14 protein-coding genes and 1 tRNA gene are annotated in these 17,356 nt (G+C 53.1%); 7 read left to right on the forward strand and 8 right to left on the reverse strand.

Annotated elements, in window-relative coordinates:
- Positions 1–9 precede the first annotated feature (9 nt).
- Genes AAC637_RS09230 through AAC637_RS09245 form a run of 4 tightly spaced genes read right to left on the reverse strand, consistent with a single transcriptional unit; the run spans position 10 to position 4,098 of the window.
- Positions 10–750 carry an SDR family oxidoreductase gene (locus AAC637_RS09230; protein WP_340303304.1) on the reverse strand — a complete coding sequence of 247 codons (741 nt, stop codon included), beginning with the start codon at positions 748–750 and terminating at the stop codon, positions 10–12.
- Positions 747–2,345 carry an ABC transporter ATP-binding protein gene (locus AAC637_RS09235; RefSeq protein WP_340303305.1) on the reverse strand — a complete coding sequence of 533 codons (1,599 nt, stop codon included), beginning with the start codon at positions 2,343–2,345 and terminating at the stop codon, positions 747–749. The genes AAC637_RS09230 and AAC637_RS09235 overlap by 4 nt, the downstream gene beginning before the upstream one ends.
- The gene (locus tag AAC637_RS09240; protein ID WP_340303306.1) at positions 2,342–3,163 is read right to left on the reverse strand and encodes an ABC transporter permease; all 822 of its coding nucleotides are present in this window, start codon (positions 3,161–3,163) and stop codon (positions 2,342–2,344) included. Before AAC637_RS09240 ends, AAC637_RS09235 begins: the two co-directional genes overlap by 4 nt.
- The gene (locus AAC637_RS09245) at positions 3,160–4,098 is read right to left on the reverse strand and encodes an ABC transporter permease (RefSeq protein WP_340303307.1); all 939 of its coding nucleotides are present in this window, start codon (positions 4,096–4,098) and stop codon (positions 3,160–3,162) included. Before AAC637_RS09245 ends, AAC637_RS09240 begins: the two co-directional genes overlap by 4 nt.
- A gap of 163 nt (positions 4,099–4,261) precedes the next feature.
- On the opposite strand from AAC637_RS09245, the gene AAC637_RS09250 reads away from it, so the two are divergent.
- The 7 genes from AAC637_RS09250 (at position 4,262) to AAC637_RS09280 (ending at position 10,921) form a co-directional block, all read left to right on the forward strand.
- Positions 4,262–5,467, forward strand: coding sequence for an aminopeptidase P family protein (locus AAC637_RS09250; protein ID WP_340303308.1), 1,206 nt, complete (start codon positions 4,262–4,264; stop codon positions 5,465–5,467).
- Between the two features lie 79 nt (positions 5,468–5,546).
- On the forward strand, positions 5,547–6,308 hold the full coding sequence (locus AAC637_RS09255; protein WP_340303668.1) for a sugar nucleotidyltransferase: 762 nt from the start codon (positions 5,547–5,549) through the stop codon (positions 6,306–6,308).
- A gap of 69 nt (positions 6,309–6,377) precedes the next feature.
- A complete protein-coding gene (locus AAC637_RS09260; protein WP_340303309.1) occupies positions 6,378–8,816 on the forward strand; it encodes a heavy metal translocating P-type ATPase in 2,439 nt (812 codons plus the stop codon).
- The gene (cueR, locus tag AAC637_RS09265) at positions 8,816–9,220 is read left to right on the forward strand and encodes a Cu(I)-responsive transcriptional regulator (protein ID WP_317655599.1); all 405 of its coding nucleotides are present in this window, start codon (positions 8,816–8,818) and stop codon (positions 9,218–9,220) included. Before AAC637_RS09260 ends, cueR begins: the two co-directional genes overlap by 1 nt.
- Positions 9,221–9,290: 70 nt before the next feature.
- Positions 9,291–9,367, forward strand: a tRNA-Met gene (locus AAC637_RS09270).
- Between the two features lie 299 nt (positions 9,368–9,666).
- A complete protein-coding gene (locus AAC637_RS09275; protein WP_155535567.1) occupies positions 9,667–9,855 on the forward strand; it encodes a helix-turn-helix domain-containing protein in 189 nt (62 codons plus the stop codon).
- 19 nt (positions 9,856–9,874) lie between these two features.
- Positions 9,875–10,921 (forward strand): AAA family ATPase, encoded by a 1,047-nt coding sequence (locus AAC637_RS09280; RefSeq protein WP_340303310.1) that lies wholly within the window; start codon positions 9,875–9,877, stop codon positions 10,919–10,921.
- Positions 10,922–11,136: 215 nt separating this feature from the next.
- Here the strand turns inward: AAC637_RS09280 and AAC637_RS09285 are convergent, their stop codons facing one another.
- Genes AAC637_RS09285 through AAC637_RS09300 form a run of 4 tightly spaced genes read right to left on the reverse strand, consistent with a single transcriptional unit; the run spans position 11,137 to position 17,296 of the window.
- On the reverse strand, positions 11,137–12,771 hold the full coding sequence (locus tag AAC637_RS09285) for a restriction endonuclease subunit S (RefSeq protein ID WP_340303311.1): 1,635 nt from the start codon (positions 12,769–12,771) through the stop codon (positions 11,137–11,139).
- Positions 12,768–14,225, reverse strand: a complete 1,458-nt coding sequence (locus AAC637_RS09290) for a class I SAM-dependent DNA methyltransferase (RefSeq protein WP_340303312.1) — start codon at positions 14,223–14,225, stop codon at positions 12,768–12,770. Before AAC637_RS09290 ends, AAC637_RS09285 begins: the two co-directional genes overlap by 4 nt.
- 2 nt (positions 14,226–14,227) lie before the next feature.
- Positions 14,228–16,669 (reverse strand): EcoAI/FtnUII family type I restriction enzme subunit R, encoded by a 2,442-nt coding sequence (gene hsdR, locus AAC637_RS09295; protein WP_340303313.1) that lies wholly within the window; start codon positions 16,667–16,669, stop codon positions 14,228–14,230.
- Positions 16,670–17,296, reverse strand: coding sequence for a GIY-YIG nuclease family protein (locus AAC637_RS09300; RefSeq protein WP_340303314.1), 627 nt, complete (start codon positions 17,294–17,296; stop codon positions 16,670–16,672). It abuts the gene before it with no gap.
- Positions 17,297–17,356 lie beyond the last annotated feature (60 nt).

Raw genomic sequence — 17,356 nt, forward strand, 5'->3', positions numbered from 1 at the left:
GCAATCCCCCTAGATGCAGCGCCCGCCATCAACCTCCAAGGCGGCACCTGTGATCATTGAGGCCTCATCCGAGCACAAGAAGCACGCGGCATTGCCCATATCCTCGGGCGTGGAAAAGCGGCCCAAAGGGATGGTTGATAGAAATTTTTCCCGCATTTCGGGCGTGTCCTCGCCCATAAAACTGGACAAAAGCGGGGTTTCCCCCGCCACAGGGCATAGCGCGTTGACGCGGATACCTTGCGGGGCCAGTTCCACCGCCATCGCCTTGGTTGCGGTGATCATCCAACCTTTTGAAGCATTATACCAATTCAGCTTTGGTCGTGGGCTGAGGCCCGCGGTTGAGGCGATATTGAGGATCGCGCCCGCTTTTGCAGTTTTCATATGCGGCACGATTTCACGGGCCATCAGATAAACAGATTTAGCATTCACCGCGAGGACGCGGTCGAACATCTCCTCGGTAACATCTTCCATCATCTGCGGCAGATGGGTGATGCCCGCATTGTTCACAACAACATCAATACGCCCCCACGCGGAGAGCGCAGATTGGGCGAGGGCGGCCACGCTCTCGCCCTTGGCGACATCGGTTTCATGGGCAAGGCTGCCCGTGACCTGTGCCATGTCATGAGCTGCTGCACCATTGAGATCGGCAATCATCACCTCGGCCCCTTCGGCGCGGAATTTGCGCACGATCCCTGCGCCAAATCCCGATGCGCCGCCTGTTACAATTGCGGTTTTTCCTGCAAGCCTCATGAAACTGTCCCTTTCTGTGGGGCCGCGTCCAAGCGGGGCGCGGTGTTGAGTAAGTTTTGTGTATAAGGATGTCTAGGGGCAGATAGAATTTGGGGCGCTGGCCCCTGTTCGACAATCACCCCATTTTCCATCACCGCAATAGTGTCGGCCATATGGGCCACAACCGTGAGATCGTGGGTGATGAAAATATACGAAAGCTGCAATTCCTGTTGCAGTGATTGTAGCAAATCCAAAACCCGTGCGCGCACGGAGACATCAAGGGCTGAAACCGCCTCATCAAGCACCACGATATCGGGGCGCGTGATCAGCGCGCGGGCAATGGCAATGCGCTGTCTTTGCCCGCCTGAGAATTGATGCGGGTATTTTTGCGCATCCTGAGGCGAAAGCCCGACCTGCTCAAGTGCAGTCGCAACGCGAGATGTGACCTCATTAGATGGGACATTTTGCAGATCAAGCGGTTCCGCGATCACGCGCCCCACCCGCCAACGGGGGTCAAAGCTGCCATAGGGGTCTTGAAACACAATCGACAGACGCCGCCGATTTTCAAGCGGCATGTTCGGATGCACCTCTGTGCCGTCTAAGACAATCTTCCCTGACTGCGCGGCCTCTAGCCCCAAAATGGCACGGGCGAGCGTGGATTTTCCGCATCCAGAGCCCCCAACGATCCCCAAACATTCCCCTCGCCTAAGGGTAAGATTTGCATCATGCACCGCAACGAAGGGTTCAGATTTGCGCAAGCCTAGGCGTTTGGGCGGATAGATGCGACTGACCCCTTCGACAGATAAGAGTGTCTCGCCTGTCAGGGGTTCGGTCTCTTTTGGGGCGGGGCGGGCGGCGGATAAGAGCGCCTTGGTGTAAGGGTCGCGCGGGCGGGACAAAAGCTGCTTTGTCTCGCCTTTTTCAATGATGCGGCCTTGGTTCATCACCGCCACCTCATCGGCCATCGAGGCCACAACGGCTAGATCATGCGTGATCAGTAAAAGCGCCATGCCATCCTCGGCAACGAGGGTTTTCAAAAGCGCTAAAATCCCCTGTTGGGTGGTGACATCGAGCGCGGTTGTCGCCTCGTCCGCGATTAAAACTTCGGGCGCTGCCGCGATCGCGGCGGCAATGGCCACGCGCTGCCTTTGTCCGCCAGACAGCTCATGCGGATAACGATCAAGCGCGATCTGCGCCAAGCCAACCCGATCTAAAACGGTGCGCGCCTGCGCCATTGCGGCCCGCCGATTGGGAGCGATCCGATGCACCATAAGGGTTTCGGCAACCTGTGCGCCGATTTGCAGAACGGGGTTCAGCGCGGTCATGGGTTCTTGGAAAATCATCCCAATCCTTCGACCGCGCAACTGGCACATTTTTCGATCTGACAGGCCCAAGAGACTGTCAGTGCCATTGAGCAGAACCGAACCATGCGCGCTGCATCCTTGGGGCAATAGGCCCATAATCGCCAGCGCCGTCATCGATTTGCCTGATCCAGATTCCCCAACCAAGGCCGTGATCCGATGCGCGGCGAGCGTCAGGGAAAGATCAGAAACCAATGCGCCCCCGTCATGGGTGATTGTCAGGTTCTTCAGTTCAAGGCGGTGCGAAGCGGTCATTTCAGGGCGCGCTCCAGTCTTGGGTCAAGGTGATCGCGCAGCCCATCCCCCGCCAAGTTCAAGCCTAGAACCAAGGCCATGATGCAGGCCCCGGGAAGAATGGCCAGCATCGGATGAGTGTAGATCATAGTTTGCGCCTCGGCCAACATGCGGCCCCAACTGGGGGTCGGCGGTTGTGCCCCAAGCCCAACATAGGAGAGCGAGGCCTCAGCCAGAATCCCAAGGCTGAATTGGATCGTGGCCTGCACGATGATCAGGTTCAGAATATTGGGCAAGATATGTTCAAGGCTGATCCGAAACTTGGATTTTCCCGCCACACGCGCGGCAAGGATGTAATCCAATGTCCAAAGTGGCAGCGCCCCCGCACGGGTCACGCGGGCAAAGACGGGGATATTGAAAATGCCAATTGCAAGGATCGCGTTAAACGCCGAGGGGCCGTAGGTTGCAGTGATCAGAATGGCGATCACCAGCGCGGGAAAGGCAAAGATCAGATCATTGCCCCGCATAATCAGTTCATCGCCAAAGCGCCCATGCTGTGCGGCTGCCAGCAGACCCAAAGGCACGCCAATGCTTGCCCCAATGCCAATGGCCGCCACCGCCACCGCAATAGAGGTTTGCGCGCCCACCATCAGCAAAGATAGGACATCGCGCCCGAATTGATCCGTGCCAAGCAGATAGGTGGCGCTTGGCCCATGCAGGCGATTGGCAATCGCAAGGCTTGTGACCTCATGGGGCACCCAGAGGAGGCTAAGGGTGGCGAGGGCAAGGAAAAACAGGCTAATCGCACCGCCAAGGATTAAGGATCGCTGCACCTTCATCTGCGCAGCCTAGGGTCAAGGGCCGCATAGGCCAGATCAACCAAAAAGGTCACAAGGATCACGGCGAACACAAGCAGCATGGTGACCGACTCGACCACGATTAAATCGCGTTGGGTGATGCCCTGAAAGATCAGGCGACCAAGCCCAGGAAGAAAGAAAACATTCTCGATGATAATGGCACCCGCAAGCAGAAACGAGAATTGCAGGCCCAAGATCGTCATCACGGGAATGCCTGCATTGCGCAACGCATGACGCCATAGGGTTTGCCTGCGGCTTAGGCCCTTGGCGCGGGCGGTGCGGATATAGTCTTGCTCTAATGTCTCTAAGAGGGCCGAACGCAAAACCCGCGCCAAAATGGCCGCCTGCGGCAGGGCCAAGGCGAAAGCGGGCAGCGTGAGCGAGGCGAGCCCCGCCCCAAAGCTGTCCCATCCCGCAAATCCACCCGCCGACACCCATTGTAATTGTATCGCGAACAGCAGCACCAACAGCATTGCAAACCAGAAATTGGGGATCGCAATGCCTATTTGCGCAGCCGCCATCACCCCAAGATCGGGCCATGCGCCGCGCTTGGCCGCGGCCAGCACCCCCACAGGGATCGCGAGGGCAGTTGACAGGATCAGCGCGTAAATGGCCAAGGGCAGTGAAACGGCAAGCCTATCTTGGATCAAATCGGCCACGGGCACGCGATAGGTGTAGGATAGGCCAAAATCTCCCTGCACTATGCCCCCGACCCATGCCAGATATCGGGGCAGAAGCCCCCCATCGAGGCCCAGTTCCGCCCGAAGGTTTGCAACCGCCTCGTTTGTGGCATTTAGGCCGAGCATGAAACTGGCGGGATCACCGGGGATCACCTCAATCAGGCAAAAGATAACCACGCTTGCCACGGCAAGGCTAAGGATCATCGCAAGCGCCCGATTGAGAAAATAGCTCAACATGGCAAAACCTTAGACCGAAGGCGTGCTAGGCCGCTAGAGGGGACTTGCGCGACTCAAGGCTTTCGCGGCAGATAGTGCCACGAGGTTGGGGACGATGGCGTCGTCCTATGGCAGACCTTAACAGCCCTGAACGCCGGGGTCTTCTGTCAAAGGAGGGTCGGCGATGCAGCGACCTGAATTCTTCCGTTTCCACAATGGCGAAAAAGCCATTCTTCCGTTTTCTCAAGCTGAGTATGATGCCCGCCTGATGGGGCTGCGCGCAATTATGGATGCGCAAGGCCTAGATGCGGTTGTGCTGAGTTCGATGCACAATATCGCCTATTACTCGGGTTTTCTCTACTGTGCCTTTGGCCGCCCCTATGCGTTGGTTGTGACCGCATCTGAGGCGGTCGTGATCTCTGCGGGTATTGATGCGGGGCAGCCATGGCGGCGCTGTGCCTGTGATGGGATCACCTATACCGATTGGCAGCGCAACAATTACTGGCGCGCCGTGGCCCATGTAGCGGGGCAGGGCAAGGCAGTTGGTTACGAATCCGATCATCTGGTCTTGAGCCAATTTGCGCTTCTCACTGAGTTCTTGGCGCCAAAATCCACCGCCGATGTCGCGCCTGCTACGATGCGCCAGCGCATGGTGAAATCTGTCGCCGAGCGCGAGTTGATCCGCGCAGGCGCGCAAGTTGCCGATGTGGGCGGTTATGCCATTCGGGACGCCGTGAAGGCGGGGGTGCGTGAGATTGATGTCGCCATGGCAGGGCGCGATGCGATGGAGCTGGAAATCGCCAAACGCTTTCCCGATGCCGAATATCGGGACACTTGGGTATGGTTCCAATCGGGGCTTAACACCGATGGCGCGCATAACCCTGTCACGGGGCGGGTTTTGCAGCGCGGTGATATCCTGAGCCTCAATACCTTCCCAATGATCTCGGGCTATTACACCGCGCTTGAGCGCACGATGTTTGTGGGCGAAGTGGATGCGGCAAGCCTTGGTTATTGGCAGGCGAATATCGAGGCGCATGAATTGGGTATGAGCCTTATGAAGCCGGGTGTCAGCTGTGCTGAGATCACCCATGCGATCAATGATTTCTTCGCGGAACGCGATTTGCTGCAATATCGCAGTTTTGGCTATGGCCATTCCTTTGGGGTGTTAAGCCATTATTACGGCCGCGAAGCAGGTCTTGAGCTGCGTGAGGATATCGACACTGTTCTTGAAGAAGGCATGGTGATTTCCATGGAGCCTATGCTGACAATCCCCGAGGGAATGGCAGGCGCGGGGGGCTATCGCGAACATGATATTTTGATAATCACCAAGGATGGGGCCGAGGATATTACGGGCTATCCATACGGCCCTGCCGAAAACGTGGTGGGGTAATTTATCGGAAGGGGCGGTCAGGTGGCCGCCCCGTTCCGTTAAAGTTTCTGCTCCAACCTTGCCCCCTGCATAGCATAAGCTGACATCAGGCTTGCGGAACGAACGGGGAATCGAGATTGCGATCATGACCACCCCGCAGGATCAAGCCCAGTTCAAAAGCGCCCTTGGTGATGGCAGCCAATGGGGCATTCGGTTGGACTGGATTGAACAACCCTCGCCCGATGGTTTGGCCCAAGCTTATCTTTTGGCGGAGGATTTCTTGGCAGGTGCGCCTTCGGCCATGATTTTGGGTGATAACCTTTTCTTTGGTCACGGATTGCCTGAATTGATGAAAGAGGCCGATCATGGCAAAGCAGGTGGCACTGTCTTTGGCTATCATGTGTCAGACCCTCAGCGATATGGCGTGGTCGGGTTTGATGCCGAGGGCCGTGTGCGCGAAATCATTGAAAAGCCAGAAGTGCCGCCTTCAAATTATGCGGTGACAGGCCTCTATTTTCTGGATGGCACGGCGCCTGCGCGCGCCAAATCAGTGACCCCATCGGCGCGGGGAGAGTTGGAGATCACCTCGCTTTTGCAAAGCTATCTTGACGATGGGCAGTTGGATGTTTGCCAAATGGGGCGCGGGTATGCGTGGCTTGACACAGGCACTCATGCCAGTCTGCTCGATGCTTCGGAATTCGTCTATACATTGCAAAAACGTCAAGGTTTGCAGACAGGCAGCCCCGATGAGATCGCCTATCACAAAGGTTGGATTTTGGCGGCCGAATTTGCCGCGCGGGCTCAGTTGTTTGGCAAGAATGAATATGGGCAATATTTGCAGGCACTCATTAAAGGGGGTTGACCTTCCAGTAACTGGAACCCTTATCTGAAGGGGGAGATACTCCAACTGAATGATAAGTGACCCTTTAGAATGCTAGACCACCAAGCGCAGCGCGTGATCCCTTTGACTGTTGAGAACCTCTCTTGTGGGGGCTGTGCTGCGCGGGCAGAAAAGGCGCTTGCGGCCTTGCCGCATATTCGTTCTGCTCAGGTCAATTTGACCACCAAAACCGCCCAAGTGACAGCCACGCCAGAGTTTGATCTGTCGGCGATGGATGCAGCGATGCGCAAGGCGGGGTATCCCGTTGCGCTTGACCCTGCGCAGACCAATCACTGGCGTTTTGCCGTGGAAAATCTCAGTTGCGGGGGCTGCACCTCCCGCGCTGAAAAAGCCTTAAATGCCCATCCCGCCGTGATCAAAGCCGAAGTCAATCTAGCCATGAAAGAGGCCTATGTCACCGCGACCCCCGATTTGGCCCTTTCCGATTTAACCGATATGATGCGCCAAGCAGGCTATCCAATCCTGCCTGAGCCATCCGCGGCAGAGGTGCAGCCCGAGAGCGGCGCAGAGGATGAAGGGCACCTGCTGAAGCGACAGTTGATCTTGGCGGCGCTCCTAACCCTGCCTGTCTTTATCATGGAGATGGGCGGGCATCTTGTCCCCGCATTTCATCACTGGCAGGATGCGACCTTTGGGGAATTTACAACCCGTCTGGTGCAATTCGCCCTGACCACCTTGGTCTTATTTGGCCCAGGTGCGGTGTTTTTCCGCCTAGGGGTGCCTGCATTGCTGCGCGGCGCGCCAGAGATGAATTCCTTGGTTGCGTTGGGGGCCACGGCGGCGTGGGCCTTTTCCACTGCGGTCACATTTGCACCAGACTTAATCCCAGAAGCCAGCCGTTTCATCTATTTCGAGGCCGCGGCGGTCATCGTCACCTTGATCCTCTTGGGACGTTTTTTGGAATTTCGCGCGCGCGGTCAGGCGGGCGCAGCTATTCGCAGCCTCATGGAACTGCGCCCTGACACCGCCACCCTCTTGCAAGATGGGGCCGAGCGGCAGGTGACAGCGTCTGAACTGCGGATCGGGGATCTGATCCGCGTCAAACCAGGTGAGAAAATTGCCACCGATGGCATCGTGACTGAGGGCGAGGCCTTGGTTGAAGAAAGCATGATCACCGGCGAGCCTGTTCCAGTGACGAAATCTGTGGGTGATAGTGTTGTGGGCGGCACGATGAACCGCGCGGGCAGCGCCATTTACCGCGTGACTGCAACAGGTGGGCAAACGGTTCTCGCGCAGATCGTGGATATGGTCACAAAGGCGCAGATGACGCGCCTGCCCATCCAATCTTTGATCAATCGCGTTGCGGCGGTTTTTGTGCCTGTCGTGATCGCTGTGGCGTTTGTAACCACGGCGCTTTGGTGGGTCTTTGGCCCATCCCCCGTGCAGGCTATGGTGATTGGCGTGTCTGTTCTCATTATTGCCTGCCCCTGCGCCATGGGTCTGGCGACACCTGTGTCTGTTATGGCAGGAACGGGGCGCGCTGCAGAATTGGGGGTGCATTTCCGCGAGGGGCGCGCACTGCAAGATTTGCGGCAAGCCGACATTGTGGCCTTTGACAAAACAGGTACCCTTAGCACGGGCGCGCCTGCGCTTGTGGCGTGTTACAACGCGCAGAACGAAGATCGCCTGATTGCCTTGGCTGCAAGTGTTGAGCGCGGATCAGAACATCCCTTCGCCCAAGCAATTGTGGCCGAGGCCGAGGCGCGTGGGCTGACCATCGCGGTGATGCAAGGGTTCCAGAACAGCATCGGTGGTGGCGTCCGCGCGATTGTCGAGGGCGCGGAGATCGCCCTAGGCACAGAGGCCTATTTGGCAGAGTTGGGTGTCAGTGTTCCAGACATTCCCCCTCAGGGCGCAAGCCTGATCCACTTGGCACAGGATGGTGCCTATGCCGGCAGTTTGGCCTTTCGTGACCCTGCTAAGAAAGATGCCCGCGACACGATTGATGCGTTGAAAAACATGGGTCTGAAGATCGCGCTTCTTTCAGGCGATGCGACGCCCGCGGTTGATGCGCTTGCCGCAGAATTGGACATCATAGAAGCCCATGCTCGCCTCAAGCCCGAAGATAAATTGGCACTTGTGGCGGCGTGGCAAAAGGCGGGGCAGCGCGTTGTTTTTGTCGGTGATGGGATCAATGACGCCCCTGTTTTGGCGCAAGCAGATGTGGGCATCGCGCTTGGCAGTGGCACCGATATCGCGATGCAGGCGGCAGATGTGGCTCTGGTGTCTGGCGCGCCATGGGGTGTTGTGGATGCCATGACCCTGTCGCGGGCCACTTTGCGCAATATTTGGCAGAATCTGTTTTGGGCTTTTGGCTATAATGTGGCGTTGATCCCTGTCGCAGCAGGGGCATTGGCCCTGATCGGAGGGCCGCTTTTGAACCCGATGTTGGCGGCGGGCGCGATGGCGGCAAGCTCGGTCTTTGTGGTGATGAATGCGCTACGCCTGCGTCATGTGGGGGGGCATTGATGAATATCTCGCAAACGGCCATGGCCACGGGGCTGCCCGCCAAAACCATCCGCTATTACGAGGAAATTGGTTTAATTGCCCCGGCGCGCGGCGAAAACGGATACCGCAGTTTTTCGCAACAAGATGTGCATAAGCTGGGCTTTCTTGGGCGCGCTCGTGAATTGGGGTTTTCCATCGAGGAATGCCGCGCGCTTTTGGCCCTGTACGAGGATCGCGGGCGCGCAAGCGCCGATGTGAAAGAGATCGCGCAACAACATTTGCAGGATATTGATGCGAAAATGGCTAAATTGGCCGCGATGCGGGCGACCTTGGCCGATCTTGTGTCGCGTTGTTCGGGGGATCACCGCCCCGATTGTCCGATCTTGGAGGATCTCGCGATTGAGCCAAGCGGGCGGGTGGATTGAAAAACTGCGCGGGCGCTTCGATTTTGAGGTTGACGCTTGCCCCCGCTTGTCCTACTTCCGCGATGCTTCTGGCGGAGTAGCTCAGTTGGTTAGAGCAGCGGAATCATAATCCGCGTGTCGGGGGTTCAAGTCCCTCCTCCGCTACCAATTCTCTTCACATAAACCCGAACATTTCTGCTGAACACAGCCTGTGTCGGTTATGTGTCTCACTCCTTATACATAGAACGCCATTGGTGAATTGTCACTCATAGGAGTGACAAATGAGTGACAAGCCAGAATAGCCAAGCGGGTTGCATGGTCATAATTGGCGGTTTTGGTGGCTGAAAGCCTCGTTTTAAAAAGATCGAAAAAAGTTGTTTGATAGGGACGACCGCTCCTGAGGGTGCATGAGATTGTGTGTTTGTGACGCCTTGTCACTTCACATGATGCAACCAAAGGAGACAATCATGAGACAACTTTTAACGGAAAGAGAAGCGGCTGAGTTTCTTGATCTTCAGCCTGCAACACTGCGTCACTGGCGCGTTCAGGAGCGCGGACCGCTCTATTACCGTATTGGCGGTGCTATTCGCTATCACCGGACAGATTTAGAAGATTTCTTACGCGATTGTCGCGGAGGGGAGGGGCTGGGCCTTTAAGCCCAGCCCTCAGCGGGCCATGACAGATCATACGTTACGCATCCTGACCCGTGATGAGGTAAAAAAGCGCAAGCCGCCAAGCTACCTCATTTCGCGCATTATTCCCGAAGGTGGCTTTGTTAGCCTGGTGGCGCAACCGTCTAACAAAAAGACATTCGTTGCCCTGAATATGGCTTGCTGCGTTAGCTCAGGCACACCTTTTCACGGCAAGCCAGTGAGACAAGGGAATGTGGTTTATATCATGGCAGAAGGTCAGTCCGGCATCGAGAAACGGCTTTGTGCTTGGGAGGCGCATAACAGCGTTGAAATTGATCCAAGCACTTTTGGCTTTATTCTAGAGCCGTTGCACCTCAACCAAACTGATGCCGTCGAAAGGCTTGTGGCCGCGCTTGATGCATATGTGGCAAGGGTCGGCCAGGTTGACTTGATTGTTGTAGATACACTGAACAGATCGCTGGATGGTGACGAGAACGCAGCTAGGGACATGTCTGATTTTGTTAAAGGCATAACGGCAATTATCGCTCGATTTAATGCAGCGGTTCTGGTGCTTCATCACCCGGCAAAGACAGGCACCGGTGGAGCCAGAGGGCATAGTTCTTTGAATGGCGCGGTCGATCTTGGTCTTGAAATTAAAAACGGCCAGAACATGAAGTTCAAATTGCACTGCGACGCCAAGCCACCAAAGGATGACGAGCCTGCGCACCCTATTGCTCTGGAAGCTGTGGTTGTAGACCTTAGTGATAAAATGGGATTTGACGACGAGGGGCACCCAATTACGTCACTAGCTCTTGAGCTTGTTGACATTGGATTGCTTGATCTTGTCAAAACTGCGCCAGTCTTAACTTTACGTCAGCAACTAGAAGAAACCTTACCCACCATCATAATTGGCTCTGTGATGAGCACGTCGGAAATCGTCGAACAGGTTCTTGATGTGGGTATTAAAGTATCACCAAAAACCGTGAACCGCTGTTTACGTAATCTTGTTAACCAAGGCGTCTTAATAAGGCCCGAAAAGGGCAAATATCAGTGTGTTGAGCCTCAAATTGACTTTGAGCCAGTGGAATAGACCATGATGGGACAAGCTCATGGGACAGCTTGTCCTTTTGTCCCAACGGACATGTCCCGAGGTATGATAGGACATGGGACAATCTCCCCGCCCCCCTTAAGGGGGCGGGGATGTTCTTTGTCCTTACCCAGAAAACTGGCTCAGAAAAATAAATAGATGAGTCACTTCAGGTATTTAGACCACGCGCAGAGGCCTTCTGGTCCCCTGCGCGGAACTTATGCCACTAGTGTTTTCAGGAGGTCGGATTTAGTGTTGTCTTCAATCCCAAGACTTGCTTCAAGTCGTTCGCACTCTGCCATGATGCCATCTAATTTTTCTACAATCCGCTTCATTTCTTTCAGTGGAGGTATAGGGATGAGCACTGCATTGAGAATCTTCAGGTTGATGTTTTTCTGGGCAGTCGCAGGTGCGTATTCAGCGAGGTTTGCTTTTGCAGTTCGCAAGAAATATTCAAAGAATCTCGCGTTATCAAATAGCTCATTTGGAATGAAACCTACAACACTGTCCGGAAAACAAGCATCGAAGGAAAGTATTCCAGTATCTGCAATATTTGCCGCTATTGTTATGCAGAGTGTGCCCTCTGGCCATAATCGACTTTGGTCTAAGCCTTTGTCGTTATACTTGTCGCTGAAGGTTGTGATCTTACCTTCCGATCTAGCAACATCACCCGTTTGAACAAAAGGATATGTTCCATTTGAATACAGCGTTGGGTCATTTCGCGGTCGGTGTTTAGACTTACCTCTTCCAAACTCCCCTAAACTTGAAAAATGAGCCCATGACCAGCCATCAGGTAAATCAAAAGGCTTGTCAGCGGGTGTTATTTCATCGCTGATCGTTTTGCCCATGTCATGTGCTATCTTTTTCAAAGTTACATGGGCTGGTTCGTCATCAGCTAATTGCTTGCAGAGCTTTCCGCGCATCGCAAGTTCCAGCATGGTCTGCTTATATTTCTCAATTTGGGTCTTTGTAGATAGTTGCAATTGTGTTGAGTAATTTAATACTTCGTTCTGAATTTGCCCCCCAGAAACTAGCTTAGAATTAGTTGAGCTGGTGAATTGAGATTTCAATTTCAGTTCTGTATCTCTGGCATCTTCCAACTCATCGCAAAGGGCCATGAGCTCATCGACCTTGGCCACGATGCGCTTTTGCTCTTCGAGAGGTGGCAGCGGAAATGGGCAGGCAGAGAAGTAAGCAGACGGAACGCGTTTTTGACCTGCGGTACCTGTCATCAATGGTATGCCGTTTCCAATAAAAAAACCTGATTTGAGGAATGCAAGGACGTAGCGTGGTTCGACCAGATAGGGGCGCACTACCAATAGCTCGGTCGTGCCCGCCCCAATTCCATTTTCCAAGTTTGTGAAAATCGCCGATTTGCCATTTTCAAAACACGGTGTGATTTTTGCCAAACCGACATCCCCTTCACAAAATCTTGTGAAACCAGTCTTGATTTTGGCCCATGGTTTAGCCTCGGACAGGTGAGAATGACCGTACTCAGCAAAGATAGATGCCATTTCCACAAAAGACGCGGTCTTATGATCATCAGCTTCTATTTTTGGATTGACGTGTCCAATCTCGGTCAGGGTAGTCCATTTCCAACTGTCAGGTATTTCATATTTCAGGTGATTGAACGCTTCTGTGTCGACGCGTCGCGCTCGTCCAGCAGCCGATGGATTTTTTGATTTAACGATTAGAATTCGCTTGAGCAATTCTGGAGCAGGTTCATCGAGTTTGTTCTGACTGACCAACTTGCCTTGTATTGCGACACTCAACACGTATCTGCGAATGGTCTCAAGACAGCCAGCCTCTGCCTTCACTTTCTCAAAAATCTCTTCAAATTGCTCTGGGGTCATCGTGCCAAAGCCTCAGACAGAATGGATTTGAGCTTGTCCTGCAAGGCAGCGGTTTCGGCTTCTGCTTCATGCAATTTGGCCAGCAGGGTTTCCGGGTCTTCCAGCTCAGCTTCAACGGTGTTCGGGTTTTTAATGTCGAGGTTGAAGTCACGCTCTTTCACGTCATTGATACTGACTTTCCAGGCCAGTTCGTTTTCTATGCGGCCTTCACGTTTTTCACCGCCCCACCAGTCTATACAATCCTGGAAATAGGCAAAGCGGATGGGCTTGGTCATGGAATAGGCTTTTTGCCCTGCCACCACTTGGTGTTCATAAAACCAGATGTCTTTGGTCGGCTCACCTTTTTCAAAGAAGAGCAAATTGGTGCCGATAGAGGCATAAGGCTTAAAGACAGAGTTCGGTAAGCGCACGATGGTGTGTAGATTACACTCTTCCAGCAAATGCTCTTTCAGCGCGTTTTTAATGCCATCACCAAACATGGTGCCGTCAGGCAAAACCACTGCCGCACGACCATCTTTTTTCAAAAGCCTAATAATGAGTGCCAGAAATAGATCAGCTGTTTCTTTGGTGCGGAAATTTGATGGAAAGTTGTTTTCAATTCCATCTTCTTCTTTGCCGCCAAAGGGTGGATTGGTCAGAACAATGTCAACGCGGTCTTTTTGCTCCCAGCTGATGTAAGGCCGCGCCAATGTGTTGTCATGGCGCACAAAGCTGGGGTCTTCTACACCATGCAGCAACATGTTTGTTGTGCAGAGCATATGGGGGAGAGGCTTTTTCTCTACCGCGCGCAGGCCGGATTGCATTTCTGCTTCCTGCTCTGGCCGTTTGACATAATGGTCACGCATATGGCGCATCGCACAAGTTAGAAAGCCACCCGTGCCGCATGCCGGATCAAACAGACTTTCACCCGGTTTTGGGTCAATGCGATCCACCATAAACTGCGTGACAGCACGCGGTGTGTAATATTCCCCCGCGTTTCCTGCATTCTGCAGATCATTCAAAATCTGTTCATAAACCTCGCCAAAATGACTGCGCTGGCTGAGGTCATTGAAATCAATCTCGCTGACTTTGTTGATAACCTGGCGTATGAGTTGACCCGACTTCATGTAATTCAGCGCATCTTCAAAAACGCTGCGAACAACACGGCGGCGCGGGGCGTTCGTGCCTTCGATGGGCAATTCCTTAAGCTCTGGAAACAGCTCATCATTTATGAAATTCAGTAAAGTTTCGCCGGTGATGCCTTCGGGGTCAGCAGCCCAGTTACGCCACTGAAATTCAGCTGGGACAGGGGATATATAATCACTTCGCAGCAGCTCTAATTCTTGGTCTTGGTCATCCAGAATTTTGAGAAAGAACATCCAGCATAACTGGCCAATGCGCTGGGCATCGCCGTCAACACCGGCATCTTTACGCATAATATTCTGAATGGTTTTGATTGAGTTGCTGACCGACATATTTACATTGCTTCTTTATAAAGTTCTGCCTGCAATTCCTGCACAGCCTTTTCAAATTCATCTTTTCCGCCAAACGCTTTCACAAGCTGGAGCGGCGTTCCCAGCTCACTAAATGGTGCAATACGCAATACATTGGCGTCATCAAGATTCATGACGCCTTCATCCGCATATTTGGCCAGCAGCGCGTCCAATACGGCTTTGGCTTGCTCACCATATTTTGTAAAGACATCGCGCTTCTTGACGTTCTCAGCGCGTTCGCGGCGAGTGAGAGGCTTTTTGTCAAAAGCCACATGGCAAACAAGGTCAAACGGGTCTAGTTCCTTGCCTATTTCGCTGGCTATTAACTCAAGAGGTAAGCCTTCAACTTCAAGTTCTTCTAGCAAAGCAGCCTTCCGCTTTGATGCTTCCCAGCGACGGATGAAATCATCCAGGCTGGCAAAATGCTTCGTTAGTGCGCGCTTGGTAAAGTCCCGTAAAGACTCCGTGACAAGCTTTCCATCTGCGTCGAGATATTGCACACGCTCGGTGACGATAGTCGCGCTTACGCCATCGACATACACCTTTTTGATTTTCCCGCCGCCAGGCGGTGGATCAGTGATTGTGCCTCCGCCGCCATCATCGCCCCCTGGCTCCGATGGATCATCTGGGTCGTCTTCGCCGCCGGTGGGTGGCTCTGGTGGGTCTATCGGGTCATCTGGCCCTGGTTCATATATTTGAACAGGATCACCATCAAAGTCAGGGTCAGCAAAATGGCTGGTTGCACCTCTAAAATCGATCAATGTGAAATACAGTTTGTTGGTATCTTCATGAACACGAGTGCCACGGCCAACGATTTGCTTGAACTCAGTCATCGAATTCACTTCACGGTCAAGGACGATCAAACGGCATGTCTGAGCATCTACGCCGGTTGAGAGCAGCCGCGATGTCGTTACCAGAACCGGGTATTTGGATTCAGGGTCAATGAAATTATCGAGTTGTTCTTGGCCTTCTTTATCATTGCCCGTTATGCGCATCACATAGCGTGAATTCTCGGCTACCAGTTTCGGGTTTTCATTGATAAGAGCCTGTCGCATGCGGCCTGCATGCTCTTGGTCGACACAAAAAATAATCGACTTCTGATAAGGGTCACCGCTCTCACGCAAGAAGTCAGAAATTTTCTTGGCGACGAGCTTAGTGCGCTCATCCAAGACAAGCTTGCGGTCAAAGTCTTTAGTGTTGTATTCGCGATCTTCGACTTCTTCTCCATCTCTATCTAGCTGCCCTGCCTCTGGCCTATAACCTTCGACATCGCGGTCAATATGAACCTTCACAACTTTATAAGGGGCTAGGAAGCCGTCTTCGATACCCTGCTTGAGTGAGTAAGTGTATACCGGCTCACCGAAGTAATCGATGTTTGAGATATATTTAGTTTCTTTAGGCGTTGCTGTAAGGCCGATTTGGGTTGCCGAGGAGAAGTGCTCTAGGATTTCACGCCATGCGGAGTCTTCCGCGGCACTTCCGCGATGGCATTCGTCAATCACAATCAAATCAAAGAAGTCAGGCGAGAATTCTTTGAACAGCTTCTTCTTTTCCTCTGGCCCTGTGATGGCTTGATAGAGTCCCAGATAAATCTCATAGGCGGTATCAATACGTCTCTTTTTCCCGATGGCCGTCGTGATCTCTTCGGTGCTACCGTCATCGCGTTCAATAACTTTTGAGCGGGTTGAGAGTTTGGCCATAGCTCCGCCAAAAGGGCGGAAGTCATTTACCATGGTTTGGTCTACAAGCACGTTCCGGTCAGCCAGAAACAGAATGCGTTTTTTCTTCCCCGCTTTCCATAAACGCCAAATGATTTGGAAGGCTGTGTAGGTCTTGCCCGTGCCAGTAGCCATAACGAGCAACAGTCGATCCTGGCCTTTTGCTATTGCCTCCATGACGCGATTGATTGCCGTCATTTGATAGTAGCGTGGTTCCTTACCGCTACCGTCGTCATAGTAATCTTGGAGGAACGTTGGCTCTTCAGCCGTTGTCAGTCCTTTCCACGCACGATAGCGCGACCACAGTTCTTCAGGGGATGGGAATTCATCTAATCCGAGATTCAATTCCGGTGTCGAGGTGCTTCCGGAAAGGTCGTGGAAAACGAAGCCATCACCATTTGACGAAAAAGCAAAAGGCACATCCAAAGACTCTGCATAGCCTATGGCTTGCTGGATACCGTCCCCTACGGCGTGGTTGTTGTCTTTAGCTTCCACAATGGCGATGGGAATTTTACTTTTGTAGTAGAGGACATAATCAGCGCGTTTCGCTTTGCCTCTTGAAACAAGCTTACCGCGAACTGTTATGCGGCCTTTGGTAATGGTGACCTCTTCTCGAATTTGTGACATTGCATCCCAACCGGCTTCGACCAGCGCGGGGCTGATGAATTTGGTGCAGATATCACGTTCGCTGAGAGATTTTTTGTCCATTTATTCGTCAAGCTCAACGTATGTTCGGTTGTATATGTCTTGGAGCAACTCACCATTAAACCGCCAGTGTGGGGTTGGCTGCACTGAATAGCTTAATCCCAGTAAATCTCGTGTCGCTCGGGTGAGTGACATTTCAGTGCCACGGAAAATTACTTTCTTTGGCCCAGAGACTTCGACGGTATCTTCTGTATTTGTGGATTGAAGAATAGAGCCTGGCGGAATAGACATTTCGTCAAAATTTAGATTGGGGCGGCGTGATATTAGCCTCTTCGCCGCGTCTCGAGATTGTTTGTCTATCGTCTCGTTCTCAGCATTAATTTGTGGCGTCACATCTTCAGTCCCAAGTTGATCAAGCAGAACTGAAGCTTGCACAGCATCAATTTCGAAAAATTCTCTCTGGCTATTAACGCGGCTTGGTCCAAAAGCTGTGTGGAGAGCAGACTCTATAGCGGCTTCGTCTTCTACCTTTACAGCCTTCACGCATTCGAATGGGACAGGCACACCAGTGGAATAAAGCTCGCTCATACGAACTTTGGGATCGTCTCTGGTTGTTTTTCCAATTTTTACCAATCCTGGCATTGCAGGGTTGGTAAGCAGATAGACTATTCCGGCCAAGGATCGCCTCACATTTCCAAATTTTGCTCTGCAATAGAGACAGGAAGGGGAGGTAACGAAACCTAAAGATAC

Source organism: Roseobacter sp. HKCCD7870 (genome assembly GCF_037830315.1).
Lineage (GTDB): Bacteria > Pseudomonadota > Alphaproteobacteria > Rhodobacterales > Rhodobacteraceae > M30B80.

Bases quoted from the DNA above. Each gene is read 5' to 3' on its own strand.
- AAC637_RS09290 (WP_340303312.1), bottom strand. From the start codon at position 14,225: ATGTCGGTCAGCAACTCAATCAAAACCATTCAGAATATTATGCGTAAA.
- cueR (WP_317655599.1), top strand. From the start codon at position 8,816: ATGAATATCTCGCAAACGGCCATGGCCACGGGGCTGCCCGCCAAAACC.
- AAC637_RS09280 (WP_340303310.1), top strand. From the start codon at position 9,875: ATGACAGATCATACGTTACGCATCCTGACCCGTGATGAGGTAAAAAAG.
- AAC637_RS09250 (WP_340303308.1), top strand. From the start codon at position 4,262: ATGCAGCGACCTGAATTCTTCCGTTTCCACAATGGCGAAAAAGCCATT.
- AAC637_RS09260 (WP_340303309.1), top strand. From the start codon at position 6,378: ATGCTAGACCACCAAGCGCAGCGCGTGATCCCTTTGACTGTTGAGAAC.
- AAC637_RS09235 (WP_340303305.1), bottom strand. From the start codon at position 2,345: ATGACCGCTTCGCACCGCCTTGAACTGAAGAACCTGACAATCACCCAT.
- AAC637_RS09275 (WP_155535567.1), top strand. From the start codon at position 9,667: ATGAGACAACTTTTAACGGAAAGAGAAGCGGCTGAGTTTCTTGATCTT.
- AAC637_RS09285 (WP_340303311.1), bottom strand. From the start codon at position 12,771: ATGACCCCAGAGCAATTTGAAGAGATTTTTGAGAAAGTGAAGGCAGAG.
- AAC637_RS09240 (WP_340303306.1), bottom strand. From the start codon at position 3,163: ATGAAGGTGCAGCGATCCTTAATCCTTGGCGGTGCGATTAGCCTGTTT.
- hsdR (WP_340303313.1), bottom strand. From the start codon at position 16,669: ATGGACAAAAAATCTCTCAGCGAACGTGATATCTGCACCAAATTCATC.
- AAC637_RS09245 (WP_340303307.1), bottom strand. From the start codon at position 4,098: ATGTTGAGCTATTTTCTCAATCGGGCGCTTGCGATGATCCTTAGCCTT.
- AAC637_RS09230 (WP_340303304.1), bottom strand. From the start codon at position 750: ATGAGGCTTGCAGGAAAAACCGCAATTGTAACAGGCGGCGCATCGGGA.